Here is a 25,425-nt window from a genome sequence, read left to right on the forward strand (position 1 = left end):
GCGAGTGATACTTGAGAATTTGCACAGATGATCGATTGGGAAGACGTGCGCCATTTTCTGGCCGTGGCGGAGAGCGGCACGCTCTCGGGAGCCGCGCGCAGGCTGAAGGTGGACCACGCAACGGTGAGCCGCCGGCTCGCCGCTCTGGAAGCGACGCTCGACGTTCGTCTGGTCGACCGGCTGCCGCGCGCCTGCCGTCTGACGGTGATCGGTGAAGCCGTGCGCGAACGCGCGCTGGCGATGGAGGGCGGTGCGAACGGAATTGCCAGGCTGGCGACGGCCGCGCACGCTCCTCTCGTCGGTCGGGTCGCGCTCAGTGCGCCACCGGTATTGGTGGCGCCGCTCATCGCCCGCCATCTTGCCCGCTTCAATGAAGACTATCCGAACATCCGCCTGTCACTCGCTGCCCAAGGAGAGCAGGTGTCGTTGAGCCGCCGCGAAGCCGATATCGCCGTGCGGCTGGTACGCCCGCAGGAAAAGGGCAGCGTGAAGCGGAAGATCGGCACGATGGCCTTTGGCCTTTACGCCCATCGCTCCTACGCCGATCTGACACACCCGGAGCGATGGCAATTCATCGCCTTTGGCCAGAGCTACGCCGAGATGCCGCAGCAGCAATGGCTGCTCGGTATCGCCGGCGATCGACCGGTGGTCTGTGAGTTGAACTACATCAGCGAGCACCTGATCGCAACACGCGCTGGCGTCGGTGTTGCTGGCCTGCCGCTCTTTCTCGGCGAAGCGGATTCCGATCTCGTGCGAGTCACCCAGGACGCGCCACCTTTTTCACGGGACATCTGGCTCGTCGTTCATCGTGACCTGCGCCACTCCAAGCCGGTCCGTGCGGCGATGGATTTTGCTGCCCGTGTCATTGGCGAACAGCCGTTCTTGAAGGCATGATCTCCCGGACAACGACCGCGAATGCGGAGCGCCGCTCACCCGAACAGCGTATCCACCAGCAGCTTCACGTTCAAAACCACGATCACGCCCGCAACGATCCACGCGGTCGCAGCGACGTACGGTGCAATCGCAAACTGCCCCATCTTGCGGCGGTCGGAGACGAAGCGCACCAGCGGGATGACGGCGAAGGGAAGCTGCATCGACAGCACGACCTGGCTGAACACGAGCAGATCCGCGGTGCCGCGCTCGCCATAGATCGCGGTGACGATGATCACCGGAACGATGGCGATGCCGCGCGTGAGCAGCCGGCGCCCCCAGCTCGGCAGGCGCAGATCGAGAAAGCCCTCCATCACGATCTGGCCGGCCAGCGTCGCCGTGACAGTGGAATTGAGGCCCGAGGCGAGCAGCGCAATCGCAAACAGCGTCGAGGCGATGCCGAGGCCGAGCAGCGGCGACAGCAGCTCGAAGGCCTGGCCGATCTCGGCGACGTCGGAGTGACCGCTTTTGTGGAAGGTCGCGGCCGCCACCACGAGGATCGCGGCATTGATGAACAGCGCCAGCATCAGTGCGATGGTGGAATCCGTCGTCGCCCATTTGATCGCTTCGCGACGCCCTTCGTCGTTACGCGCATAGGCGCGCGTCTGCACGATCGAGGAATGCAGATAGAGATTATGCGGCATCACGGTCGCGCCGATGATGCCGATCGCGATGTAGAGCATCTCGGCATTGGTGAAGATCTCGGTCTTCGGCGCAAAGCCGCGCAGCACGTCCGCGACCGGCGGCGCCGCGGCCACGATCTGGACCGCGAAGCAGACCGCAATCACCGCAAGCAGCGCCATGACGAAGGCTTCGAGGAAGCGGAAGCCGCGGTTCATCAGCACGAGCAGCAGGAAGGCATCGAGCGCGGCAATCAGCGCGCCGCCGACCAGGGGAATGCCGAACAGCAGCTTCAGCGCGATCGCGGTGCCGATGACCTCGGCGAGATCGCAGGCAATGATCGCCGCTTCGCAGGCCAACCAGAGCAGGAAGTTCACCGCGGGCGAATAGGTCGCGCGGCAGGCCTGCGCGAGATCGCGATCGGTGACGATGCCGAGCCGCGCCGCCAAGGACTGCAGCAGGATCGCCATCAGGTTCGAGAGCAGGATGACCGAGAGCAGCGTGTAGCCGAACTTGGATCCACCGGCGAGGTCGGTCGCCCAGTTGCCGGGGTCCATGTAGCCGACCGAGACCATGTAGCCGGGGCCGACGAAGGCCAGCAGCCGCCGCCACCACGCCCCCGCTGCGGGAATGGCGACCGTGGCGTTCACCTCGGCCAGGCTCTTCGTCGTCGGCGCGTCGGCGCGCCAGCCGGCGGTGTCTCGGGTCAGTTCCCGAGTCAATTCGGGCGATCGGGCATCCATGCTGGCACAATACCGATATCGGGCCTTATTGCAACTCATTTGCAACTGCATCTAGCCGCACCGGTCCCCCTCTTTGCCCAGTCCTGTCGGGAAGCGGGTGGGCTTGGTCGTCCCCGGAGGCCGATACTGGCGCCAACCCGACTTTGCAGGAAATGCGCCATGTCAAATGCCCCTCGCCTTCCCGACACCTTCAACCGCCTCGCCTGGTCCAACCTCGCGGCACAGTCGGCCGAGCAGATCGCGCTGGCGGCGGCCCCGATCGTCGCGGTGCTGACCTTGGGCGTGGCCGAAGGCCAGACCGGCCTGCTCCAGACCGCCCTCACCCTACCTTTCGTCCTGTTCGCGATTCCCGCCGGCCTGCTCGCTGATCGCATCTCCCGCCGCTCGTTGATGGCGGGTGCGGAGGCACTGCGCGCGGTGGCGCTGGCAAGCATCGTGCTACTGCTTGCACTCGGCGCGCTCAATCTGTCGCTGCTGGCGCTGCTCGGCTTTGCCGCCGTCTGCGGCACTGTCGTCTACAGCGTGGCCGCACCGGCGCTGGTGCCCTCGCTGGTGAACGCGGAGCTGTTGCCCGCTGCGAATGCCCGCATCGAGCTCGCGCGTACCATCGCCTTTGCAAGCGGCCCTGCTCTCGGCGGCGCGCTGGTCGGCTGGTGGGGCGCGAGCCCGGCGTTCGGCTTTGCCGCCGCACTCTCGACGATCGCCGTCGTGCTGCTCTCCGGCATCTACGAGCCCGCGCGTACGCCGGCGCCGCGGCGCCATCCGTTCCAGGACATCCGCGAAGGCGCGGCCTTCGTGTTTCACCATCCGTTGCTGCGGCCGGTGTTCATCACACAGTTCATTTTCAACACCGGCTGGTTCCTGCAGATCGCGGTGTTCGTGCCTTACGCCGTGCGCCATCTCGGGCTGACCGCCGCCGGTGTCGGTGTCGTGCTGACGATGTACGGCGTCGGCATGGTGATCGGCGCGCTGTTCGCGACGCGCGTGATGAAGCGGATCGCGTTCGGCACCGTGGTCGGCCTCGGCCCGGTGACCGGCTTCGTCGCCGCTGTCGTGATGGCACTGACGGTACTGGTGCCCTCGCCCTGGCTTGCGGGCCTCAGCTTTTTCCTGCTCGGCGTCGGGCCGATCCTGTGGGTGATCTCGACCACGACCTTGCGCCAGTCGGTGACGCCGCCGCGGCTGCTCGGGCGCGTCTCCGCAATCAACATCATGAGCTACGGCGCCCGCCCGCTCGGATCGGCACTCGGCGCGATCGTCGGCGGCTTTTACAGCGCGGAGGCGTGCCTCTATCTCGCGGCAGCCGTGTTCGGCGTGCAGGCGCTGGTGATCTGGCTGTCGCCGGCCGTGGCGCTGGATCGGCAGCCGGCCATGGTGGGAGACGAAGCGCCGGCACGGTGCTAGCCACATCGTCATTGCGAGGAGCGTAGCGACGAAGCAATCCAGGATCTCACCGTTGAGGGATTCTGGATTGCTTCGCTACGCTCGCAATGACGGGGGATGGTGAGACAGCCGGGCTAATTCGCCAGATACCGCTCGTAGCTGCCGGTCACCGGCTCGCTTGCATCGACCTCGGGATCGAGCGTGTAGAGGTCCTGCGCCCGGCCGATGCCGCGCAGCGCATAGCGGCCGGTGGAGACGAGGTAGCGGCGGCCGGCGGCATCGAGGCCCTTGTAGAACTCGGCTGACGCCAGCAGCTCGCGATCGACCGAGCGGCTCATCGAGGCGATGCGGCTGACCTCGTTGACGGTCGGCCCCACCACGGTGAAATCGAGCCGGTCCTCGCTGCCGATATTGCCGTAAAAGACCTCGCCGACATGCAGGCCGATATAGGCCGACGTCGTCGGCCGGCCGTCGGCCTCGCGCCGCAGATTCAGCGACGCGACGTTCTTGCGGAACAGGTGCTCGGCGCGCAGCGCGGCGCGGCGGGCATGGGCCATGTCCTCGCCGGTGAACATCGCGAGCACGCCGTCTCCGATCAGCTTCAGCACGTCGCCGCCGGCCTCGTGGATCGCGTCGATCACGGCCTGGGCATAGTCGTTGAGGAACGGGATGATCTCGTCGGGGCCGATGCTCTCGCTGATCCCGGTCGAGCCGCGCAAATCCGAATACCAGAGCACGGCGTTGATGCGCTCGGTGACGCCGCGCGAGATGCGCCCGCGCAGCACCTGCTCGGAGGCATCGCGTCCGAGATAGACGCGCCCGAGCGTGCGCGCGATGTCCATCTGCTGCGCCGATTTGATCGCGAGCCCAAGCACCGGCACGAGATCGCGCAGGGCCTCCAGCTCGGCTTCGTCAAAACCTTCATCGCGCCGCGTGGTCCAGCAGGAATAGAGGCAATCCATAAGGCCGAGCGCGCCGTTCTCGCCGAAGCGATGCACGAAGGCGAGATAATGCTTGTGGCCCTTCTCGGCGAGATCGCCGATCTGCGAGAAATCCATCGAGGGCGCGTCGGCGAGATCGATCACCATCTCGTCGTGACCGTGCTCGAGCATGTGGAAGAACACCGAGCGGCGCCAGTTCTTGTTGGCGTCGCCCTCGGCGGTCGAGCCGTATTCGAATATTTCGCGCTCGTTGCTCGCCCGGTCGCTCCAGAGGAAGCCGCGGCCCTCATAGATCGGATGCAGCGTATCGATGACGACGAGCCCGCGCGAGAGTTCCAGCCCTTCGGCGCGGCAACGCTCGCAAAAGCCGCGCAGCAGCTCGTTTTCGGGAAGGCCGGTGAGGCCCTGACCGGTCAGCCAGTTCATCAGCGCAAGGCGGGAGGTGAGTTGCATACGCCATTATGGCGTGCATTCGTGACGAGCGAAAGGCCGGGCACAACCAAGGCTCCCACCCGCAGCAGGTCGAATATGTCGCGGACGCTGTTGACGCGATCTCGCCTCGCGCCGCAAATGCAACTGATGACACCGACGACCAGACATACGGCGACATGAGCCGGCGCCAGCTTCCCATCATCCTGGCGCTCGGCACGACGCAAACCCTGGCCTGGGCCTCGAGCTACTATTTGCCGGCCCTGCTCGCCGATCCGATGGCGCACGACCTCGGCATTTCCACCAACTGGATCTTTGGCGCGTTCTCGGCCTCTCTCGTGATCTCCGCGATGCTGGGGCCGCGCATCGGCCGGCAGATCGATCTCGTCGGCGGCCGACAGGTGCTGTCGGCCTCGAACCTGACCATCGCAGCAGGTCTCGTCCTGCTCGGCTTCTCGCAATCGGTCGCAGTGATGGCGTTCGCCTGGCTCGTGCTCGGCATCGGCATGGCGATGGGGCTCTATGACGCCGCCTTCGCCGCGCTCGGCCGCATCTACGGCACGGAGGCGCGCAGGCCCATCACCGGCATCACGCTGATGGCGGGCTTCGCCTCGACCGTCGGCTGGCCCCTCACCGCCTGGGGGCTGTCCCATATCGGCTGGCGCGAGACGTGCTTCGCCTGGGCCGCCGCCAACATCCTGATCGGCCTGCCGCTCAATTTCTTCATGATGCCGGCGATCAAGGGCGCCAAGCAGGCCGCGGCAACGGCGGCGAAGCCGCACGTCCCGCTCGACCGGACCATGATCCTGCTCGCCTTCGTCTTCGCCGCGGTCTGGACCGTCACCGGCGCCATGGCCGTGCATTTTCCGCGTATCCTGGAGGCAACGGGCGCGACGCATGTCGAGGCCATCGCGGCCGGCGCGCTGATCGGCCCGGCACAGGTGATCGCGCGCATCCTCGAAGCAAGCGTTCTCTCCCGTTTCCATCCGCTATGGTCGACCCGACTCGCCTGCCTCACCCACCCGATCGGAGCCGCCGTCGTTGCCATCTTTGGCGCGCCCGCTGCGAGCGCCTTTGCGCTGTTGCACGGCTCCGGCAACGGCATTTTGACGATCGCCCGCGGAACGCTGCCGCTCTCGATTTTCGGACCGAAGGATTTTGGTTATCGCCTCGGCATCATCGGCGCGCCCGCGCGGATGGCGCAGGCGGTCGCGCCGCTGGCCTTCGGCCTGCTGATCGACGTCATGGGCGCCAAGGTGCTGATGGTCTCGTCCGCGCTCAGCCTGTCGGCGCTGGCTGCGTTGTTCCTGATCCGCGCCGAGAAGCGGCCGGATTGACGGGCTTGCGGCTTTCGCGCACAAGCGGGTCATGACCGACGACAAAAGCCCGCCCCGTACGTTCAAAGGCCTGCTGCGCTGGGCGATGACGCCGCCGCAGGCCTGGGGCGTCTATCTCCTCGCGATCATGCTGGTGTGGCTGCTGTCGTTCTATGCCGGGACGCTGAAGCCGAAGAAGACGCCGGACACGAGCCCGCCGACGGTCACGGCGCCGAAAAGCTAAGCTGCCTTCGGCTGGCGCGATCCAGATCTACCCTGCTGGCAACAGGGCGGCCAGCGAAGCTACTCATAAAACTCCGGCGACATCTTCTGGCTGTCGCGCTGGGCCTTGTCGTGGTTGATCCAGAGCTGCCCCTTCTCCTTGTCGAGCGTGTCGGCGATCTTCTGCATCGAGGCGACCGACTGGTCCTTGCTGACATTGGTGACGGGAACGCGCCGGTTCTCCCAATTGCTCTTGAAGTGGACGGCGTCGCCGGACAGCACGACCGCCCCGGTCTTCGGCAATTTCACCAGCAGCGACTGGTGCCCCGGCGTGTGGCCGGGCGTCGAGAGGATGGTGATGCTGCCATCGCCGAACACGTCCTTGTCGCCCGCAAGCAGCTCAACCGGATGCGAGGGCTTGAAGCGCGGCTCGTTGTTCGCACCGGGCCAGTCATATTCGGCCTTCTGCACGTAGAGCGTCGCTTGCGGGAACATCTCGACATTGCCGATGTGATCTGGGTGCGTATGCGAGACGGCCATTGCCTTGATGTCGGCGGGCTTGACGCCGATCTGCTCGAGCTGGGCAGCGAGCGTCTTCGGCCGCTTCCAGGTCACGGCCTTCGGATCGGCGGGCGCAAGCCCGTTCGGCATCGCGGCGACCGCGTCGGGGATGCCGGTGTCCCACAGGAACCAGCCCTTCGCGTGCTTGATGAGATAGCAGGTGTCGACGAAATCCATCGGCTGGCCTTCATTCACCCCGGGCGACCAGCGTCCGATGTCGCCGGCAACACCCTCCCCGCAATTCATGATGTAGAGTCTCTCGACACCCGGCTTCGGCGCGAACGCAGCCTGGGCCGACAGCGCGAATGCCGCGACGGCGAGCGCGAGCGTGATCCTGGGCATGATCTTGCGTGTCATCCTTGGTCCTTCCTTGCAGCGCCTTCTTGCTGCGACCGAGGATCAACCCCGCTCCCGCCGCTGAATTCCGCTTCCGCCCGGCCACTATAGGCAGCCTCAGCATATCTTTCTAACGGGCGATGCACGAAACCGGCGATTGACAGTCCTGCTGAGTTTCGCTGTAATCGACGCCATGGGGATTGAGCGATCTCCCCACGAGGCGACATGCCCAAGTATCGCGTCCCGTTTGCTCTATGCGAGGACGCATCATGTCAAGTTTCACGACCATATCATCCGACAAATTGGCGCGCCTGATCGGCACCGCCAATGCTCCTGTCCTTATCGACGTCCGTACCGAGGAGGATTTCGCCGCCGACCGGCGACTGATCCCCGGCTCGATCAAGCTCAGCCATGAGACGGTTGCGGAATGGGGCGGCGAATTTGCCGGCCGCCGGGCCATCGTCTCCTGCTTCCGCGGTGAAAAGCTCGCGCAGGGCACGGCCGCCTGGCTCCGCCAGCTCGGCGCGGAAGCCGAAACGCTCGAGGGCGGCTTCGAGGGGTGGATAGCAGCAAAGCTGCCGCTGCTCGACACAAGCAAGCTGCCGCTGCGCGATGCGAAGGGACGCACCGTCTGGGTGACGCGCGCGCGGCCCAAGGTCGACCGCATCGCCTGTCCCTGGCTGATCCGCCGCTTCGTCGATCCCAATGCGGTGTTTTTGTTTGTCGCGCCGTCCGAGGTGGTCGCCGTCGGCGAGCGCTTCAACGCGGCCCCCTTCGACATCGAGAACGTGTTCTGGAGCCACCGCGGCGAGCTCTGCACCTTCGACGTGATGATCGAGGAGTTCGGGATTGGCGCGCCGCCGCTGCTGCGGCTGGCCACGCTGGTGCGCGGCGCCGACACCGCGCGGCCGGATCTCGCACCGGAAGCGCCCGGCCTGCTCGCGGCATCCCTCGGTCTGTCGCGGATGTACGATGACGACCTCGAACAGCTCGAGGCCGGCATGCTGCTCTACGACGCCTTCTATCGCTGGTGCCGCGACGCCACCGGCGAGACCCACAATTGGCCGACCAACAAGGTAAAGGCGTGATGGATATCCGTAACGCCCAAGCAGGAGCTGATGCCGGTCACGGCATCAGCTTCGGTGAAGCATTTCGCGTCTGGCTGCGGGTCGCGTGCCTGAGCTTTGGCGGGCCCGCGGGCCAGATCGCGGTGATGCACCGCATCCTGGTCGAGGAGAAGAACTGGATCTCCGAAGGCCGCTTTTTGCATGCGCTGAACTACTGCATGCTCTTGCCGGGACCGGAGGCGCAGCAGCTCGCGACCTATGTCGGCTGGCTGATGCATCGCACCGCCGGCGGCCTGATGGCGGGCGGGCTGTTCATCCTGCCCGGCATCATCGCCATCATGGGCCTCAGCTATGTCTATGCGGCTTTCGGCAATGTCAGCTTCGTCGAGGCGCTGTTCTTCGGCCTGAAGGCCGCCGTGCTCGCCATCGTCATCGAGGCCGTCTTCCGTGTCGGCAAGCGGGCGCTGAAGAACCGCATCATGATCACGCTCGCGGCCATCGCCTTCGTTGCGATCTTCTTCTTCGCCGTCCCGTTCCCGATCATCATCATCGCCGCTGGCGTGATCGGCTATGCCGGCGCGCGCGCCGGCCGTCCGGAATTCGCACCGGCCGGTCATGGCCATGGCGGCAACGGTGCGGTGATCGACAGCATGCTCGGCGAAGCCGTGCCCGAGCATGTCCGTCCCGACACCGCCCGCGCGATCCGGACCGCAGCGCTGTGGCTGGCGCTCTGGCTCGTGCCGGTGATCGCGCTGCTGCTGGTCCTCGGACAGGCCAGCGTGTTCAGCCAGATCGCGCTGTTCTTCTCGAAGATGGCGCTGGTGACCTTCGGCGGCGCCTACGCGGTGCTGGCTTACGTCGCCCAGCAGGCGGTCGAGCATTATCACTGGCTGAAGCCGCACGAGATGCTCGACGGCCTCGGCATGGCCGAGACCACGCCGGGCCCTCTGATCATGGTGCTTCAGTTCGTGGGCTTCATGGCGGCCTACCGCGACGCGAGCGGGCTGTCGCCGATGCTCGCGGCAACACTCGGCGGCCTGCTCGCCACCTGGGTCACGTTCACGCCCTGCTTCCTCTGGATCTTCGTCGGAGGCCCCTATATCGAGCGCCTGCGCGGCAACACGGGCCTCGCCGGCGCGCTCAGTGCGATCACCGCCGCCGTGGTCGGCGTGATCCTCAACCTCTCGATCTGGTTCGCGCTCCATACACTGTTTCGCGAGACCGTACCGGTGCACGCCTTCCCGCTCGATTTTGACAGGCCGGTGCTGAGCAGCGTCGATATTCCCGCGCTCGTGCTGTCGCTCGCGGCGGCGACGGCGATCTTCCGCTTCAAGCTCGGGATGCTGACGGTGCTCGCGGGGAGTTGTGCGGCGGGCGTGGCGTTGCGGATGGCGGGGGTGATCTAACGCGTGTTCGTCGCGTCCGGTTTAGTCGCTAGAGCCGAGCACGGCCGGGCCGTCGCCCGTCGCGTTACATGTAACGCCTCACACTCTCGAGAAAACGCTCTTTTTCGCCGGGCGCGTAACCTTGGCAAGCCCCGTAATAGGCTTCAACGCCATGATTGCACGATCCGGTCCGGTTGTAGGTCGGCGGCTCACGTAGCGCGTGCGATCTGGCCTCAGCAGGCGAGCGGGAGTTTGATCGCGGATCATTCCGTCCCACCCGAGCCTTCGTGCCAGCATAATATGGGTTACGGCTGCACGACTGGCCGTTAGCTGCCGCCCGGCATTGACCCATCGTATGGTAGGCGCATTTATAGTAAGAGCCGCCTCCCCAAGGAACGACGCGCAAGCAAACGGGAAAAGCCGGATCATAGGTCTGAGCCCGAGCGTGCCCCGCTGCAAAAACGACACTCATTGTCAAAATCGTCAAAACCAACGTGCGCATTGAAGCTTCCTCGAAGTGGCATAAGGCTCGGGCACCTTGACCGCAGACAGCCTTGATCCAAATCAATGTTCTCGGAATAGGCTCCGGACGCGACGGCGTCGGGCGTGATCGGAATTGCAGGGCGGCTTTGGCCGTGAGCGATGGCCTCGCGCGTACGACACGACGCTGACAGCGTCTTCGCATGGCTTCGGACGTGAGCACACGCCAGCTCCCGAAGAGCGAGCGAAGACGTGCGCGGACGAACAAGTCGTGTGGTCCTGACGCCCGGGGTCTGTGCGTCAAGTCCTGCGGTGGTGTGCTTGGCCCGACCGGGCGCGCGCATCAGTCATCCGCAAGGCGACGGGGGCAATAGTGCATCGCTCCCCGGGGAGAGCACGAAGGACACGTTAAAACCATCACGCAGGGAAGGCCGGGCGATCCGGCGAACCTGCGGTCCACCCCGTGTGCATTTCTATAGCGCACGGACCTGCGGGTGCCAGCCGGCGCCCGGCCTTCCCTGCGCCCTCGTCTCCACGATGGCGCCTGCGAGAGACACAACTCGGGCGAAAGGCGCCGCGAGAGCGCAAAGATGTGTCTGCTGTTTGAGATGTGAATTGAAGAGCGCCGCCCTCGCCGCTTTGCTCCGTCATTGCGAGCGCAGCGAAGCAATCCAGACTGTCCCTGCGAAGAGATTCTGGATTGCTTCGCTCCGCTCGCAATGACGAGATGAGAGGGTACCCCTAGTCGCGCTACCGCATCATCATCCGCGCGATCGCTTCCCCGATCACCACCGTCGTGAAGTGCGTATTGGCCCGGCAGTCCGACGGCATGATCGAGGCGTCGGCGACGCGCAGGCCCGAGATGCCCTTCACGGTGCCATCAGGATTGACCACACCATCGGCATCGTTGACGCCGGTCATGCGGCAGCTGCCGGCAGCGTGCTGGATGTCGCCGGTTTCACGGCGCAACAGCGCGTCGAGCTCGTGATCCGGCAGGCTGGCGGCCTGCGGCAACGTCAGATCGGTGTCGGTGAGCCGGATCCAGTCGGCGATGCCGGCGAGTGCCGGCTGCGAGGTGATCACGGCCAGCCGCTTCACCGCATCCATCATGCGCAGCATGTCGCGGGGATCGGCGAGCATGTTCTCCTCGACGATCGGATCGACGGATGGATCGGTCGAAGCCAGCTTGAGCGTGCCACGCGAATAGGCGTTGAACAGGCCGGCTCCGATCGCCCCGGGCAGGCCGATGCCGCGATGGTTGAAGGCGATCAGGATCATGTCGCGCTTGCCACCATTGGCGAGGCCCGAGGAATAGGTCACGCAGCAATTGGTGTGGCGGGTGTCCGGGTCGGTGGGCCGCAGGTTTTCGTGGAGCTGGATCGTGGCGCGAAACAGCGGATGGTCGAAGAAGTGCCGGCCGACCGGCAGATCGCGCGCGACCGCGATCCCCATCGCTTTCAGCTCTTCCGCGGGTCCGATGCCGGAGCGCAGCAGGATCGCCGGGCTGTGGATCGCGCCAGCACACAGCACGATCTGGCGTGCGCTGATTTCGCTGGTGCCCTGACCCTCGGTATGAACGCGCAGACCCGTCGCGCGGCCGTCACTGATCAGCACGCGATCGACGAGCGTCTTGCCCCGGATCTCCAGATTGGCACGGCCACGCGCGGGCTCCAGATAACCCTCGTTGGTGGTGATGCGGCGGCTGTCGCGGCTGTTGATGGGATAGCAGGCGACGCCTTCACCATCAGGGCCATTGAGGTCGGCGCACCAGGGATATCCGCTCGCCAGCGCCGCATCGCGCAAGCCGCGATCGATCGGGCCCCATTGTTCCGGTGGCGCGCGATAGACCGGCAGCGGTCCGCCGCGGCCATGACCAGCGGCATCGCCGAATTCCAGATCGTCCTCGATCACCGAGAACAACGGCATCACCTCTTTCGCCGACCAGCCGGTGCAACCATTGGCCGCCCATTCGTCGAAGGCATCAGCGACGCCGCGAATGGCGATCTGGCCGTTCATCATCGATGAGCCGCCGAGCCCCTTGCCGCGCCAATAGAACCGCGGCTCCTGCCCTGCCACGCGGCGCGTCAGCAGATCAGGCCATTGCCATTTCTCCTGATACTCGCGTTTGTGGATGATCGGAATGGGATTGGGCGTCCTCACCTCCCAGGGCGCTTCATCAGCGCGCCAGTCGAGGCCCGCTTCGAGCAGCAGCACGCGCCGTGACGGATCCTCGGAGAGCCGTGCCGCAACAGCGGCGCCGGCCGAGCCGCCGCCGACAACAATGACATCGTACATCGCGTTACTTCTCAACGTTCCAGAACACCGGGATGGCGGACGGTATCAGACCGCGCAGTGTGGCGCGATAGGCGGCCGGCTGCGCAAACTGGCCCCACGGAATCGCCGGCGCCTGATCGTACATGACGCTCTGGATCTCCCCGGCGATTGTCTTGCGATCCGCCTCGGCGGGCGCTTTCGCAAAGGCTTCCATCAGCGGCGTGATGCGCGGATCGCACTGCCAGCCGGTGAAGTCGGCGCAGTTGAAGGCGACCATGACGTTGGTCAGCGGCGAGCCGAGGTCGAAGCCGCCGGCGTGAACGCCATAGACGCTCCAGCCCTCCTTCTTGGCCCGGCGCGCCAGCACACTCGCCCAATCCATCACCTGGAGATCGACGTTGAAGCCGGCCGCCTTCAGCCGCTCGGCCAGCACCTGCGCGGAGACGCGCGGCGCTTCGAGGTCGTTGGCCTCCATCACGACGACGGGCTCGCCGGCATATTTCGTCGCCTTCAGCGCGGCCTTCGCCGCTTCGATCGACGGATTTGCTGCGGCTTCAATGCCGGCTTTGCTGTCATAGGTCGTGCCGCAGGTGAAGAACGTCGCGCAAGGCGTGGCGTATTTGGCATCGAGCCCGAGCGCATCCAGCACTTCGCGCTGATCAACCAGCTTCCACAGCACGCGCCGGATCGCGGGATCGTCGAACGGTTTCGACGCCGCGTTGAGACGATAAGCGCCGGCGAACATGTTGCCGCCACTGAAGTTCACGAGCTTCACGCGAGAATTCTTCTCGAGCTGCGGCAGCAGATCGAACGGCGCATATTGCATGAAGTCGATTTCGCCGGCCTGCAACGCGGACGCCGTCGTCGAACCATCGGGAATGACGCGGATCTCGAGCGTATCGATGTTGACGCGCTTGCCGCCGGCGAGGAAGTCTGCGGGCTCGGAACGCGGCACGTAGTCGGCGAACTTCTTCAGGATCATGCGGTCGCCGGTGCGGTGATCGGCCTTGCTGTAGACGAACGGACCGGAGCCGATGATCTCGGTGATGCGCTGGTCGCCGGGCGTTTTCGCGATGCGCTCGGGCATCATGAAAGCGACGGGGCTGACGGGATTGCCGAGGGCGTCGATGACGAGGCCGGATGGCTCCTTCAGCGTCAGCACGAACGTCTTGGTGTCGGTCGGCTCAAGCGCCGTGGTGATCGCAAAGATGCGACGCCCGAGCGCGCTGCGGGTGCCCCAGCGGCGCAGCGAGGCCACGCAATCGGCCGCCGTGACCGGCTGGCCGTCGTGCCACTTCAGGCCGTCACGCAGCGTGAATGTGTAGGTCAACCCGTCGGCCGAGACCTTCCAGTCCTGCACCATCTGCGGCTTGACGTCACCCTTGGAGTCCTTCGCGAACAACGTGTCGAACACCATGTAGCCGAAGGTGCGCGAAATGTAGGCCGTGGAGAAATGCGGATCGAGCGTGACGATCTCCGCTTCAAGCACCGCGACGAGATTGCCTGCGGCGTGCACGGGCGTAGATACCAGCGCGAGCGCGAACAGCGCCGGAATGAAGGACTTCAGTTTGAACATTGGTTTCTTTTTGCCTTTTGACGAAGCGTTTGCAGTCGCCAGGAAAAAGCAATGTTCGTGCCCACAAGGCAGGATCACGTATGCGCTCATGGCTATCTGCCACGCGTTTGCGGGGTGCTCAATGCCAGTTGGAGACCGGCGCTATCGCAACTCGTCATTGCGAGCGCAGCGAAGCAATCCAGACTACCGCCGCGGAGAGACTCTGGATTGCTTCGCTACGCTGGCAATGACGGTGTGGCGAACGACTGCGCCCTACCCGATCACCTTGCCGAACTTGTTCGACTTCGGGAAACCCTTCGGCGGCAGGCGGCCGGCATCGGCGCGGGTGCCTTGCCACTCGGCCAGCTCCTTCATGGTCGCGGAGAATTCGCGGCCAGCGGAGTCCTTCCAGGTCAGGCCTGCCTTCGCCTCGAAGACCGCGATGTCGGAGAGACCGCCGTCCTTGTACTTCTGCAACCGCACGCCGCGGCCACGCGCCATCTCAGGCACCTGGTCGAGCGGGAAGATCAGCATCTTGCGGTTCTCGCCGATCACCGCGACGGTGTCGCCGATCACCTCGGTGACCGTGCGCGCCTCGTTCGGCATGTCGACGTTGAGGACCTGCTTGCCCTTCTTGGTGGTGCCGACGCAATCGTCCTCGTTGACGACAAAGCCCTGGCCCTCGTGGCTCGCGACCAGGAATTTGCGACCGCCCTTGCTGACGAACAGCGCGACGGGCGCGGCCTCCTGCTCGAGGTCGATGAACAGGCGGATCGGCTCGCCGTGACCGCGACCGCCCGGCAGCTTGGCAACATCGAGCGAGTAGAACTTGCCGTTGGTGGCGAACAGCAGCAGCTTCGAGGTGGTCTCTGCGAAGAAGGCGAATCCGAGCTTGTCGTCCTGCTTGAAGGCGAGCCCCGAGAGATCCTCGACATGGCCCTTCATGGTGCGGATCCAGCCCTTGTCGGAGACGACGACGGTCACCGGCTCGCGCTCGACGAGGGCTTCCTCCATCGCGGCGAGATCGTGCTCGGGCGCGTCGGCAAAGGTGGTGCGGCGCTTGCCGAGCGGCGTCTTCGGTCCGAACATGTCGCGGACCTTGCCGACCTGCTCGCCGACCTTCTTCCACTGCTCGGGCTCGGACGCGAGCACCGCGTTGATGCCCTTGAGCTCAGCACGGAGGTTCTTGTCCTCGGTGCGGATCTCCATCTCTTCGAGCTTGCGCAAGGAGCGCAGGCGCATGTTGAGGATGGCTTCGGCCTGCACCTCGGTGAGCTTGAACGCCTTCATCAGCGCTGGCTTCGGCTCATCCTCGTTGCGGATGATCCTGATCACCTCGTCGATGTTCAGATAGGCGATCAGGAAACCGCCGAGAACTTCCAGCCGGTGCTCGATCTGCGCCTTGCGAAAATTGCTGCGGCGGATCAGGACGTCGCGCAGATGGTCGAGCCATTCGCGCAGGCACTCCGCGAGCCCCACGACCTTGGGGATGCGGCCCTTGATCAGCACGTTCAGGTTCAGCGGAATCTTGTTTTCGAGCTCGGTCAGCCGGAACAGCGATTCCATCATCAGGGCGGGATCGACGTTCTTCGACTTCGGCTCGATCACGATGCGGACGTCTTCGGCCGACTCGTCCCTGATGTCGCCGACCAGCGGCAGCTTCTTCTGGTCCAGCAGCTCGGCGACCCTCTCGATCAGGCGCGACTTCTGCACCAGGAAGGGAATCTCGGTGACGACGACGACCCAGGTGCCGCGCGTCCCCTCTTCCTGCTCCCATCGGGCGCGAACACGGAACGAGCCGCGGCCGGTCGTATAGGCTTCAGCGATGGCCTGCTTGGAATCGACGCAGATGCCGCCGGTCGGGAAATCCGGACCCTTCACCCACTTCAGAAGCGCCTTGGACTTCGCGTCGGGCTTCTCGATCAGATGCAGCGCAGCATCGCAGAGCTCGGCGGCGTTGTGCGGCGGGATCGAGGTCGCCATGCCCACCGCGATGCCCTGCGCGCCGTTGGCGAGCAGGTTCGGGAAGCCGCCCGGCAGCACGATCGGCTCCTTCGACTGGCCGTCGTAGTTGGGACGGAATTCGACGCCGTCCTCGTCGATGCCATCGAGCAGAAGCCGCGCGACGTCGGTCATGCGCGCTTCGGTGTAGCGGTAGGCGGCGGGGTTATCGCCGTCGATATTGCCAAAATTGCCCTGGCCGTCGACCAGCGGGTAGCGCGAGGAGAAATCCTGCGCGAGGCGCACCATGGCGTCGTAGATCGCCTGGTCGCCGTGCGGATGGAACGAGCCCATCACGTCGCCGACGATCTTGGCGGATTTCTTGAAGGCCGTGCCGGGGTCCAGCCTGAGCAGGCGCATGCCATAGAGGATGCGCCGGTGCACCGGCTTCAGGCCGTCGCGCGCGTCGGGCAGCGCGCGATGCATGATGGTGGAGAGCGCATACGCGAGATAGCGCTCTTCCAGCGCCTCACGCAGCGGTACATCATGAATTTCGGCCGGTTCTTCCGGCGGAACGATTCGCTTTCCCATGCCGCCCGGTTAAACCGTGGAAGCGAATCGGGCAAGGATGGATTGGCTCCCTGTGGGCTTCTACTGCCCTGCCCAGCCGGCCGTTACTGTGGGCTGGACCTTCGCCTGAGCGGTAACAGGCGCATTGGCCAGGCAACGACGGGCGACCTCGATCTCGGCCTCCGTCGCGCCCTTGGACCGCGCCCAGGCCTCTGCGGCCGCAGCGGAATATTTGGCCACATAGAACCTGACGACCGTGCAGGAGGCGCGACGAAACACGCCTGGTTGCTCGCCTGCGAGAGCGTCCGGCGCCAGCGCAACGAGCGCTGCCGATACGATAAGTCCCTTGATCAGCATCAGGTTTATCCCCGGGTTGGAACCCGAAGGGCCAATCCGGGAAACCCGGTTTGGTTCCGGGAAAAGCCGCCAGATTGAGCAATACAGAGGCGCGCTGCCGTCATGGCGCCGGAATTGCCACCTTTCAGGGCGCAGGAAGCGCCGCTTTGGCCTGCTGCCGCGTCAGGGCGTTGATGAAGCCGGCGCGCGCATCGGAATGGACCTGCCCGCGCGGCTCCAGCACATGGCGCAGCAGGAACAGGCCGGTCAGTCGAAAGCCGTCCTGGAGATCCTCGTCGGTGAGGTCGCTCGCGGCTTCGCCGCGGCGCAGGAATGGCGGCAGCCGCAACAACCGGTCGCGCCACGGCTCACCCGCGCCGCGCGACACCGCGCCGCCGGATTTGGGCGAGACATAGATCAGGTCCGTGGTCTCCCCGGTCACCGCGCAGTTTTCGAGCGCAAGCCCGAAGCCGAGTTCACCAAGCATCGCCAGCTCGAAATGGATGACGTGCACGGCCGCGCTGCCGATGTCGTCGAAATCGTCGAGCGAATGTTCGAGCAGCGCAAAGATGTCCTCATGCGGATCGCGCTCGGGCAGCAGCCGCGCAATCGAAGCCAGATGGGTGACGCCATAGACGCCATGGGACGATCCCAGCAGCGTCGCCGCGCGCAGCTTCAATCCCTCGAGCGCGTAGGTGCCGAGATGCTCGTCGAGCCGCGCCCGCCACACCGCGCTGACACTGTTGCCGGGTTGCAGCAGAGGCCGCAGCCGCGAGCCGGCGCCGCCGCGCACGAGACCGAGATGCCGGCCATGCTGGCGCGTCAGCAGTTCGACGATGGCGCTACTCTCGCCATGCCGCCGCACGCCCAGCACGATGCCTTCGTCGGTCCATTCCATGGGGTGAAGTGTAGCGCAATTCGAGCGCTCGTAGGGTGGGCAAAGCGAAGCGTGCCCACCATTTGATCGTCACGCGTTGAACCAGCCCTGCGCGTCGCCGGTGAAGGAGAAATACAGTCCGAACGCCGTCAGCACGCAGGAGACGATCTCGATGACGCTGTCGAGCTCAAGGCCCCGCTCGCCGAGGATCTGACCGAGCGAGATCACGGACAGCACCAGCGCCGCCGCCAGCACCCAGCGCGGCCAGTTCTTGCGCCAACGGGCTGCCAACCACACGAAATAGACCAACAGCAAAATCATCCCACCGGCCAGCAGCGTCGCCGTCATAATCATCTGCTCGGTCATCTCGATGGTCGGCGTGCGGTCCTGCACCGCCACTGACACTGCATCCAGCATCAGCGATGCATAGAGCAACGCTTCGAAGCGCTGGACGTTACGGGGCACGCTCATCAAATACCGATCTGTTCTTGCTTATTCTTTGGGAAATTCCAGGCCCATCTCGCGGTAGCGATCGGGATCGTCACCCCAGTTCTCGCGCACCTTGACGAACAGGAACAGATGCACCGGCACGCCCAGAATCTCGGCGAGTTCCTTGCGCGAGTCTGCGCCGATCGACTTGATGCTGGCGCCGCCCTTGCCGAGCACGATCTTGCGCTGGCTTTCGCGCTCCACGAAGATCGTCTGCTCGATGCGCACGGACTTGTCCTTGCGCTCCTCCCATTTGTCGGTCTCGACCGTGGACTGGTAGGGCAACTCCTGGTGCAGCTTGCGATAGATCTTCTCGCGGGTGATCTCGGCCGCCAGATGTCGCATCGGCGCGTCCGACATCTGGTCCTCGGGATAGAGGAACGGACCCGGCGCCACCATCTCGGCAAGCGTGCTGCGAATATCGTCGACACCATCGCCCGAGATCGCCGAGACCATGAAGGTCTTGGCGAAGGGCATGCGCTCGTTGGCGGCCTGCGCCAGCGCCAGCAGCTTCTCGCGCTGGACCAGATCGACCTTGTTGATCACCAAAATCTTGTCGTGATTGACGCTCGCGACCTTCGTGAGGATCGCCTCGGCCTCCTCGTCGATGCCGCTTTTGGCATCGAGCAGCACGCAGACGAGGTCGGCGTCATGCGCCCCGCTCCAGGCGGTCGAGACCATGGCACGGTCGAGCCGGCGCTTGGGCAGGAAGATGCCGGGCGTGTCGACCAGGATGATCTGCGCGTTGTTCTCGATCACGATGCCGCGGATCAGCGCGCGCGTGGTCTGCACCTTGCGCGAGACGATCGTGACCTTGGCCCCGACCAGCGCATTGACCAGCGTCGACTTGCCGACATTCGGCGCGCCGATCAGCGCAACGAAGCCGCAGCGCGTCGCGGCAGGCGTCTCGCTGCTTGCTTCAGCCGTCATTGCCGCCACCAACACCTTCGCGCTCGATCATGACGGAGGCCGCAACCTTCTCGGCTGCGCGCTTGCTACCGCCGATGCCTTCGGCCGGCGCGAGCCCCGGAAGATCGACGGCAACGCGGAACTGTGGATCGTGATGCGGGCCGGTGCGCTCGACCTCGCGATAAACCGGCGTCGGCAGCCCCTTCCCCTGCGCCCATTCCTGCAGCACGGTCTTGGGATCGCGCAGCGGCCGCCGCGGCTTGTGCATGCGCTCGGTCCAGTTGCGCTTGACGAACTCGTCCGCCGCCGCATGGCCTCCGTCGAGGAAGATCGCGCCGATCACCGCTTCGCAGATGTCGCCGAGGATCGACTTGCGCAGGCGCGCATCGGCGCTGGAGCCGACCGAACCGAGCTTGATGTCGTCGAGCAGACCGAGCGACTTGGCGACGTCGGCGCAGCTTTCCTTGCGCACGAGCTCGGCAAGCCGCTTGGACAGCTCACCCTCATCGGCATTCGGGAAGGCATGATAGAGCATGTCGGACACGACGAGCCCGAGCACGTGGTCGCCGAGGAACTCCAGCCGCTGATAGCTGTCGCCGCGCTTGCGTCCGGACTTCAGCGCCGAGACGTGCGTGATCGCCTGCATCAGCAGGTTCGGATCGGCAAAGTTGTGGCCGATGCGCGCCTCGAGCGCCGCGTTCGCGTCAGCCGCCGCCTTTGCCTTGTCCTTGGCCTTGCTGCTCCGCGTCCTCTTCTTCGCAGGCGCCTTGGTTTCACCAGTCTTGGTATCGGCAGCCTTGGTCGCATGCGTCTTGGTTGCAGCTTCGCTCTCAGGAGCGGCTTGCGCCTCGATCGGTTGGGTCGCGATGTCCTTGGCTTCGTCTTTCATCGGACGATTTTGAAGAAACGATTCCAGCGCACCGCCCACGGCCAGCGCCAGAACATCCAGGCATGCTCGCCTTCGGCGATCGAGAAGAAGATCAACTGGGCGCGGCCGATCAAATTCTCCTGCGGCACATAGCCGACCTGGCCGAGGAAGCGGCTGTCGGTGGAGTTGTCGCGGTTGTCACCCATCATGAAGAAATGGCCGGGCGGCACGGTGTAGACATTGGTGTTGTCCATGTAGCCGTTGTCGGCGCAATCGAGCGTCTCGTAGGAGACACCGTTCGGCAGCGTCTCCTTCCAACGCTTCACGCGCGAGATGCCGCCGCCTTCGGAGCCGCAGGGATCCTCGCCGACATACTCGCTCATGCGCTGGCGCTCGACCGGGGTGTCGTTGATATAGAGCAGACCGTCCTTCATCTGGATGTGATCGCCAGGCAAGCCGATCACGCGCTTGATGTAATCGGTGGTGTCGTCCTTCGGCAGCCGGAACACGACGATGTCGCCGCGGTTCGGATCCGAGCCCCAGATCCGTCCCGAGAACAGCGGCGGCGAGAACGGGATCGAGTAGTGGCTGTAGCCGTAGGAATATTTCGAGACGAACAGATAATCGCCGACCAGCAGCGTCGCCTTCATCGAGCCGGACGGGATGTTGAACGGCTGGAACAGGAAGGTGCGGATCACCAGCGCGATCAGGAGAGCATGGATCACGACTCGGATCGTTTCGCCGACGCCGCTTTCAGTTTTCGTTCCCGAAGTCACGCTCATTGCTCTCTCAATTCCGGCCGGCGATCACAGAACACCCTCCTCCCGCGAACGGCCCACCGGTTCGCGGCCCAAGGAGATTGTCCTGATTCTGATAGTGAGGGCCAATTCCGGCGTAAAGCCGAATTCGCCCAGCCTGATTTGCGTCCGCGGACTTTTAGACGGTTGCCGCAGGCCACGCAATCAAGGATCGCATCAAAAACCCGTAAGACGTTGAATTTTAATACGAATTATAAAATTTCCACCCCAACCATCAAGAATCGGTCAGGGCTTCGCCCGCGGCACGGCGGAAATGATCACGAAGGCCTGCGCTAGCGGCCAGTCGTCGGTGATCGACAGGTCGATCTGGGCCTCGAATCCCTCCGGCGTCAGGGCCTGGAGCCGGGCCAGCGCCCCCCCGGTCAGCCGCATCGATGGCCGGCCCCCGGGCAGGTTGACCACCCCCATGTCGCGCCACCACACGCCCTGCCTGATGCCGGTGCCGAGTGCCTTGGAGCAGGCCTCCTTGGCGGCAAAGCGCTTGGCGTAGGTCGCCACCACCATCTTCTCGTTCTTGGCCCGCCGCTCCGCCTTGGCCCGCTCGGCCGCGGTGAAGATGCGGTCGAGGAAGCGCTCGCCATGGCGTTCCATCACCTTGCCGACGCGGGTGATGTCGATGAGGTCGGAGCCGATGCCGATGATCATGCCCGGCTCCGTCCGATATCCATCGCCGCGCGCATCCTGCGCACCGTCTCGGCAAGACCAACAAAGAGCGCCTCGCCGATCATGTAGTAGCCGATGTTGAGCTCCATGATTTCAGGCAGCGCGGCAATCCTCTCGGCCGTCGCGTAGTCCAATCCATGGCCGGCATGGACCTCGAGCCCGGCATCCTTCGCGAGCTTCACGCCCGCCACGATCCGCCGCCATTCGGCCTCGGCCTTGTCAGCGTGGCCGTCGACCACGGCGTCGCACCAGGCGCCGGTGTGGATCTCGATCACGGGCGCGCGCAGCCGCGCCGCCATCTCGATTTGCGCAGGGTCCGCGGCAATGAACAGCGAGACGCGGATGCCGGCATCATTCAGCCGCGCGATATAGGGCGCCAGCGCATTGTGCTGGCCGACCACATCTAACCCACCCTCGGTCGTCACCTCCTGGCGGCGCTCCGGCACCAGGCACACCGCATGCGGCTTGGTGGCGAGCGAGATGCGCATCATGTCGTCAGTCGCCGCCATCTCGAAATTGAGCGGCTTGGAGATCTCCGCCTTCAGCCGCGCCATGTCCTCGTCGCGGATGTGGCGGCGGTCTTCACGCAGATGCGCAGTGATGCCGTCGGCGCCGGCCTCGATCGCAAGCAGCGCCGCGCGGACCGGATCGGGATGGCGGCCGCCGCGTGCGTTACGGACGGTCGCGACATGGTCGATATTGACGCCGAGGCGGAGCGGAGGTGCGGGCATTTCAGGACTCACGAGATCGGAGGAACAGGCGACTGCGACAGACGCCTATCCATTAACACGTTCGACACGGGCGACGACCGCCTTGGCGCGCAGCTGGGCCAGGATCGCGCTCAAATGCTTGAGATCGTAGACTTCGAGATCGATCGTCGTCTCCGTGAAATCGGGCGAGCGGCGCTGCATGCTGATATTGTCGATGTTGCCGTCGTGCTCGGCGATCACGGTCGCGATCTGCGCCAGCGCGCCGGGCTCGTTGACGTTCTCGACCTTGATGCGCGCCGGGAAGCGTTGCGGCGCGGAATCCTCGATATCCCAGCGGACGTCGAGCCAGCGCTCCGGCTCCTCCTCGAAATCCTTCAGCGCCGGCGACTGGATCGGATAGATCGTGATCCCCTCGCCCGGCGTGACGATGCCGACGATGCGATCGCCCGGCACCGCGCCGCCGTTCGGCGCGAACTTCACCGGCAGGTCGGAATTGTTGCCGCCGATGGGAATCGCAACCGGGCTGCGCGACGGCTCCAGCGCCTTCTCCTTGAGCTTGGCGGCGAGCCCCTTCTTGACGCCGTAGCGCGCGACGCGCTCCTCCTTGTAGTCCGGATACATCGCGCGCGCGACGTGGGAGGCCTTGATCTCGCCGCGGCCGACCGCCGCCATGACGTCCTCGATCGAGGTGCGCGCCAGCCGCGGCAGCGCGCCCTTGAGCTTGTCGTCGGCGTATTCGATCTTGGCGCGCTCGAACAGGCGCTCGACGATGCGCCGGCCGAGGCCGACATATTGATCGCGCACGGCGGTACGGGTGGCACGCCGGATCGCAGCGCGCGCCTTGCCGGTGACCGCGAGCGTCTCCCAGGCCGACGGCGGGGCCGACTGCGCTTCCGAGGTCAGCACCTCGACTTCGTCGCCGTTCTGAAGCTCCGACGACAGCGGCGCGAACTGGCCGTTGATCTTGCAGCCGACCGCGCTGTTGCCGACGTCGGTGTGCACGGCATAGGCGAAGTCGATCACATTGGCATGGCGCGGCAGCGCGATCAGCTTGCCCTTCGGAGTGAAGCAGAACACCTGGTCGTGGAACAGCTCGAGCTTGGTATGCTCGAGGAATTCCTCGGGGTTGGCGCTCTCCGAGAGGATGCCGATGGTGTGGCGCAGCCAGGCGAACGCGGTGGACTCGCGCTTGAGGAATTCGGTCGGCGAGCCCTCGCCTTCCTTGTAGAAGACGTGCGCGGCGATGCCGCGCTCGGCGATCTGGTCCATCGCCTCGGTGCGGATCTGGAGCTCGACGCGCTGGTTGCCGGGGCCGATCACGGTGGTGTGGATCGAGCGGTAGTCGTTCTGCTTCGGCGTCGAGATGTAGTCCTTGAAACGCCCCGGCACGACCGGCCAGGTGGTGTGGACGATGCCGAGCGCGCGATAGCAGGCCTCGATGTCGTTGACGACGACGCGGAAGCCAAAGATGTCCGACAGCTGCTCAAAGCCGACCGACTTGCGCTCCATCTTGGTCCAGATCGAAAACGGCTTCTTGCGGCGGCCATAGACCCGCGCGCCGAGACCCCTATGGCGCAGATTGTTGGAGAGCTGGTCCTCGATCTCGCCGATCAGATTACGGTTGCGCTCGGCGAGCGCATCGAGCCGCTGCATCACCACCGAATAGGCTTCGGGATCGAGGGTGCGGAAGGACAGGTCCTCCAGCTCCTCGCGCATTTCCTGCATGCCCATGCGCCCGGCCAGCGGCGCGTAGATGTCGAGCGTCTCCTCGGCAATGCGCCGCCGCGATTCCGTCGGCACGAAGTCGAGCGTGCGCATGTTGTGCAGGCGGTCTGCGAGCTTGACCAGGAGCACGCGGACATCGTCGGCAATGGCCAGCAACAATTTGCGCAGGTTCTCGGCCTGCTTGGCCTCGCGCGACACCAGCTCGAGCCGCTTCAGCTTGGTCAGGCCCTCGACCAGCGCGCCGATTTCGGGGCCGAACAGCTGGTCGATCTCCGCCCGCGTCGCCTCGGTGTCCTCGATCGTGTCGTGCAGCAGCGCGGCGACGATGGTCGCGTCGTCGAGCTTCAGGTCGGTGAGAATCGCCGCGACTTCGAGCGGGTGCGAGAAATATGGATCGCCGGAGGCGCGGGTCTGCGAGCCGTGCGCCTTCATGGCGTAGACATAGGCGCGGTTCAGCAGGTCTTCGTTGGTGTTCGGATTGTAGGACCGGACGCGTTCGACGAGGTCATATTGACGCATCATCCGCGCGCGCGGCTTTGCTGGCCGTGCCACCGGCGCAGTCGGGGCCACGGCAACCGATTCGGTTGCGCCCTGCATCTGCGTGGATCTGCGGCGTCGATACACCATGCCGTCCTGCCTTCAAACGAACCATGAAGCGGCCCGTTGTATACATCCTAAGCTCCGATCGCGGACACGGCCGATCAATTCGGTGACAGCCACGCGGCGCAAACCGGCAATGCTATGGTAACCACGAAAACGCCAACAAAAGCAAAGGCCCGAACGCGGGTTCGGGCCTTTGATAAGATCACAAGAAGTCGACGATCGCGATAGGACGATTACTCGTCCTCCTCGGGCTGCTCTTCCGGCGGCGCGAGGCCTTCGAGGCCCTTCAGGAGCTCCTCTTCGGTCATGCGTTCAACAGCCACTTCGGTATCGTCGGCATCGACGCTGGCGCCGGCGGAACCGATCAGCGGCACCGTATCCGGCTCGGGCTCGTCCACCTCGACGAACTTCTGGAGCGAGTGCACCAGCTCCTCGCGAAGATCCTCCGGCGAGATGGTCTCGTCGGCAATTTCGCGCAAAGATACAACAGGGTTCTTGTCGTTATCGCGGTCAACCGTTAGTTGTGAACCGGACGAAATCATGCGGGCACGGTGGGCGGCCAGCAGGACCAGGTCAAACCGGTTGTCGACCTTGTCGATACAATCTTCTACGGTGACGCGAGCCATAGACTGTCGCTCCGTTGTGTGTGGGACGAAATATGTGGATGATTGGG

At 65.0% G+C, this 25,425-nt stretch carries 23 protein-coding genes; 6 read left to right on the forward strand and 17 right to left on the reverse strand.

Annotation, left to right across the window (positions count from 1 at the left end; genetic code table 11):
* Positions 1–27: 27 nt before the first annotated feature.
* Positions 28–894, forward strand: a complete 867-nt coding sequence (locus tag ACLFLU_RS24750; RefSeq protein ID WP_426407447.1) for a LysR family transcriptional regulator — start codon at positions 28–30, stop codon at positions 892–894.
* A 35-nt stretch (positions 895–929) separates the two neighbouring features.
* Here ACLFLU_RS24750 and ACLFLU_RS24755 read toward each other — a convergent pair whose 3' ends face one another.
* Positions 930–2,294 (reverse strand): Nramp family divalent metal transporter, encoded by a 1,365-nt coding sequence (locus ACLFLU_RS24755; RefSeq protein WP_426407448.1) that lies wholly within the window; start codon positions 2,292–2,294, stop codon positions 930–932.
* A gap of 159 nt (positions 2,295–2,453) precedes the next feature.
* Here ACLFLU_RS24755 and ACLFLU_RS24760 point away from each other — a divergent pair, with 159 nt between their 5' ends.
* Complete coding sequence (locus tag ACLFLU_RS24760) at positions 2,454–3,698, forward strand: MFS transporter (protein ID WP_426407449.1); 1,245 nt, start codon at positions 2,454–2,456, stop codon at positions 3,696–3,698.
* A 113-nt stretch (positions 3,699–3,811) separates the two neighbouring features.
* On the opposite strand, the gene ACLFLU_RS24765 is transcribed toward ACLFLU_RS24760, so the two are convergent.
* Positions 3,812–5,071, reverse strand: coding sequence for an adenylate/guanylate cyclase domain-containing protein (locus ACLFLU_RS24765; protein ID WP_426407450.1), 1,260 nt, complete (start codon positions 5,069–5,071; stop codon positions 3,812–3,814).
* Between the two features lie 155 nt (positions 5,072–5,226).
* On the opposite strand from ACLFLU_RS24765, the gene ACLFLU_RS24770 reads away from it, so the two are divergent.
* Together ACLFLU_RS24770 and ACLFLU_RS24775 are read left to right on the forward strand one after the other, a co-directional pair.
* On the forward strand, positions 5,227–6,384 hold the full coding sequence (locus tag ACLFLU_RS24770; protein ID WP_426414066.1) for an MFS transporter: 1,158 nt from the start codon (positions 5,227–5,229) through the stop codon (positions 6,382–6,384).
* Positions 6,385–6,415: 31 nt separating this feature from the next.
* Positions 6,416–6,607, forward strand: a complete 192-nt coding sequence (locus ACLFLU_RS24775; protein WP_426407451.1) for a hypothetical protein — start codon at positions 6,416–6,418, stop codon at positions 6,605–6,607.
* Between the two features lie 59 nt (positions 6,608–6,666).
* On the opposite strand, the gene ACLFLU_RS24780 is transcribed toward ACLFLU_RS24775, so the two are convergent.
* The gene (locus ACLFLU_RS24780) at positions 6,667–7,491 is read right to left on the reverse strand and encodes an N-acyl homoserine lactonase family protein (protein ID WP_426414067.1); all 825 of its coding nucleotides are present in this window, start codon (positions 7,489–7,491) and stop codon (positions 6,667–6,669) included.
* Positions 7,492–7,751: 260 nt separating this feature from the next.
* Between ACLFLU_RS24780 and ACLFLU_RS24785 the strand changes: the two genes are divergently transcribed.
* Positions 7,752–8,570: a chromate resistance protein ChrB domain-containing protein gene (locus ACLFLU_RS24785; protein ID WP_426407452.1), complete on the forward strand. Its 819-nt coding sequence runs from the start codon at positions 7,752–7,754 to the stop codon at positions 8,568–8,570.
* Positions 8,570–9,955 (forward strand): chromate efflux transporter, encoded by a 1,386-nt coding sequence (gene chrA / locus ACLFLU_RS24790; protein ID WP_426407453.1) that lies wholly within the window; start codon positions 8,570–8,572, stop codon positions 9,953–9,955. Before ACLFLU_RS24785 ends, chrA begins: the two co-directional genes overlap by 1 nt.
* Positions 9,956–10,019: 64 nt before the next feature.
* Here the strand turns inward: chrA and ACLFLU_RS24795 are convergent, their stop codons facing one another.
* From ACLFLU_RS24795 to rpoZ, 14 genes are all read right to left on the reverse strand, one after another.
* The gene (locus ACLFLU_RS24795; protein WP_426414068.1) at positions 10,020–10,619 is read right to left on the reverse strand and encodes a DUF3551 domain-containing protein; all 600 of its coding nucleotides are present in this window, start codon (positions 10,617–10,619) and stop codon (positions 10,020–10,022) included.
* Between the two features lie 545 nt (positions 10,620–11,164).
* Positions 11,165–12,709: a GMC family oxidoreductase gene (locus ACLFLU_RS24800; RefSeq protein WP_426407454.1), complete on the reverse strand. Its 1,545-nt coding sequence runs from the start codon at positions 12,707–12,709 to the stop codon at positions 11,165–11,167.
* Positions 12,710–12,713: 4 nt separating this feature from the next.
* Entirely contained in the window at positions 12,714–14,264 is a 1,551-nt protein-coding gene (locus tag ACLFLU_RS24805) for an ABC transporter substrate-binding protein (protein WP_426407455.1), read from the reverse strand.
* 252 nt (positions 14,265–14,516) lie between these two features.
* A complete protein-coding gene (gene parC, locus ACLFLU_RS24810; RefSeq protein WP_426407456.1) occupies positions 14,517–16,775 on the reverse strand; it encodes a DNA topoisomerase IV subunit A in 2,259 nt (752 codons plus the stop codon).
* 60 nt (positions 16,776–16,835) lie between these two features.
* A complete protein-coding gene (locus tag ACLFLU_RS24815) occupies positions 16,836–17,111 on the reverse strand; it encodes a hypothetical protein (protein WP_426407457.1) in 276 nt (91 codons plus the stop codon).
* A 124-nt stretch (positions 17,112–17,235) separates the two neighbouring features.
* Entirely contained in the window at positions 17,236–17,988 is a 753-nt protein-coding gene (gene recO / locus ACLFLU_RS24820) for a DNA repair protein RecO (RefSeq protein WP_426407458.1), read from the reverse strand.
* 69 nt (positions 17,989–18,057) lie between these two features.
* Complete coding sequence (locus ACLFLU_RS24825) at positions 18,058–18,438, reverse strand: hypothetical protein (RefSeq protein ID WP_426407459.1); 381 nt, start codon at positions 18,436–18,438, stop codon at positions 18,058–18,060.
* 21 nt (positions 18,439–18,459) lie between these two features.
* Positions 18,460–19,386, reverse strand: a complete 927-nt coding sequence (gene era, locus ACLFLU_RS24830; RefSeq protein ID WP_426407460.1) for a GTPase Era — start codon at positions 19,384–19,386, stop codon at positions 18,460–18,462.
* Entirely contained in the window at positions 19,376–20,254 is an 879-nt protein-coding gene (gene rnc / locus ACLFLU_RS24835) for a ribonuclease III (protein ID WP_426407461.1), read from the reverse strand. Before rnc ends, era begins: the two co-directional genes overlap by 11 nt.
* Positions 20,251–21,015, reverse strand: a complete 765-nt coding sequence (gene lepB / locus ACLFLU_RS24840; protein ID WP_426407462.1) for a signal peptidase I — start codon at positions 21,013–21,015, stop codon at positions 20,251–20,253. The genes rnc and lepB overlap by 4 nt, the downstream gene beginning before the upstream one ends.
* A 261-nt stretch (positions 21,016–21,276) precedes the next feature.
* The gene (gene acpS / locus ACLFLU_RS24845) at positions 21,277–21,696 is read right to left on the reverse strand and encodes a holo-ACP synthase (protein WP_334521996.1); all 420 of its coding nucleotides are present in this window, start codon (positions 21,694–21,696) and stop codon (positions 21,277–21,279) included.
* Positions 21,693–22,445 (reverse strand): pyridoxine 5'-phosphate synthase, encoded by a 753-nt coding sequence (locus ACLFLU_RS24850; RefSeq protein ID WP_426407463.1) that lies wholly within the window; start codon positions 22,443–22,445, stop codon positions 21,693–21,695. Before ACLFLU_RS24850 ends, acpS begins: the two co-directional genes overlap by 4 nt.
* A gap of 45 nt (positions 22,446–22,490) precedes the next feature.
* Positions 22,491–24,776 (reverse strand): RelA/SpoT family protein, encoded by a 2,286-nt coding sequence (locus tag ACLFLU_RS24855; RefSeq protein ID WP_426407464.1) that lies wholly within the window; start codon positions 24,774–24,776, stop codon positions 22,491–22,493.
* A 209-nt stretch (positions 24,777–24,985) separates the two neighbouring features.
* Positions 24,986–25,378, reverse strand: a complete 393-nt coding sequence (rpoZ, locus tag ACLFLU_RS24860) for a DNA-directed RNA polymerase subunit omega (RefSeq protein WP_014494742.1) — start codon at positions 25,376–25,378, stop codon at positions 24,986–24,988.
* Positions 25,379–25,425: the final 47 nt, after the last annotated feature.

Source organism: Bradyrhizobium ganzhouense (assembly GCF_049949285.1).
Classification (GTDB): domain Bacteria; phylum Pseudomonadota; class Alphaproteobacteria; order Rhizobiales; family Xanthobacteraceae; genus Bradyrhizobium; species Bradyrhizobium ganzhouense.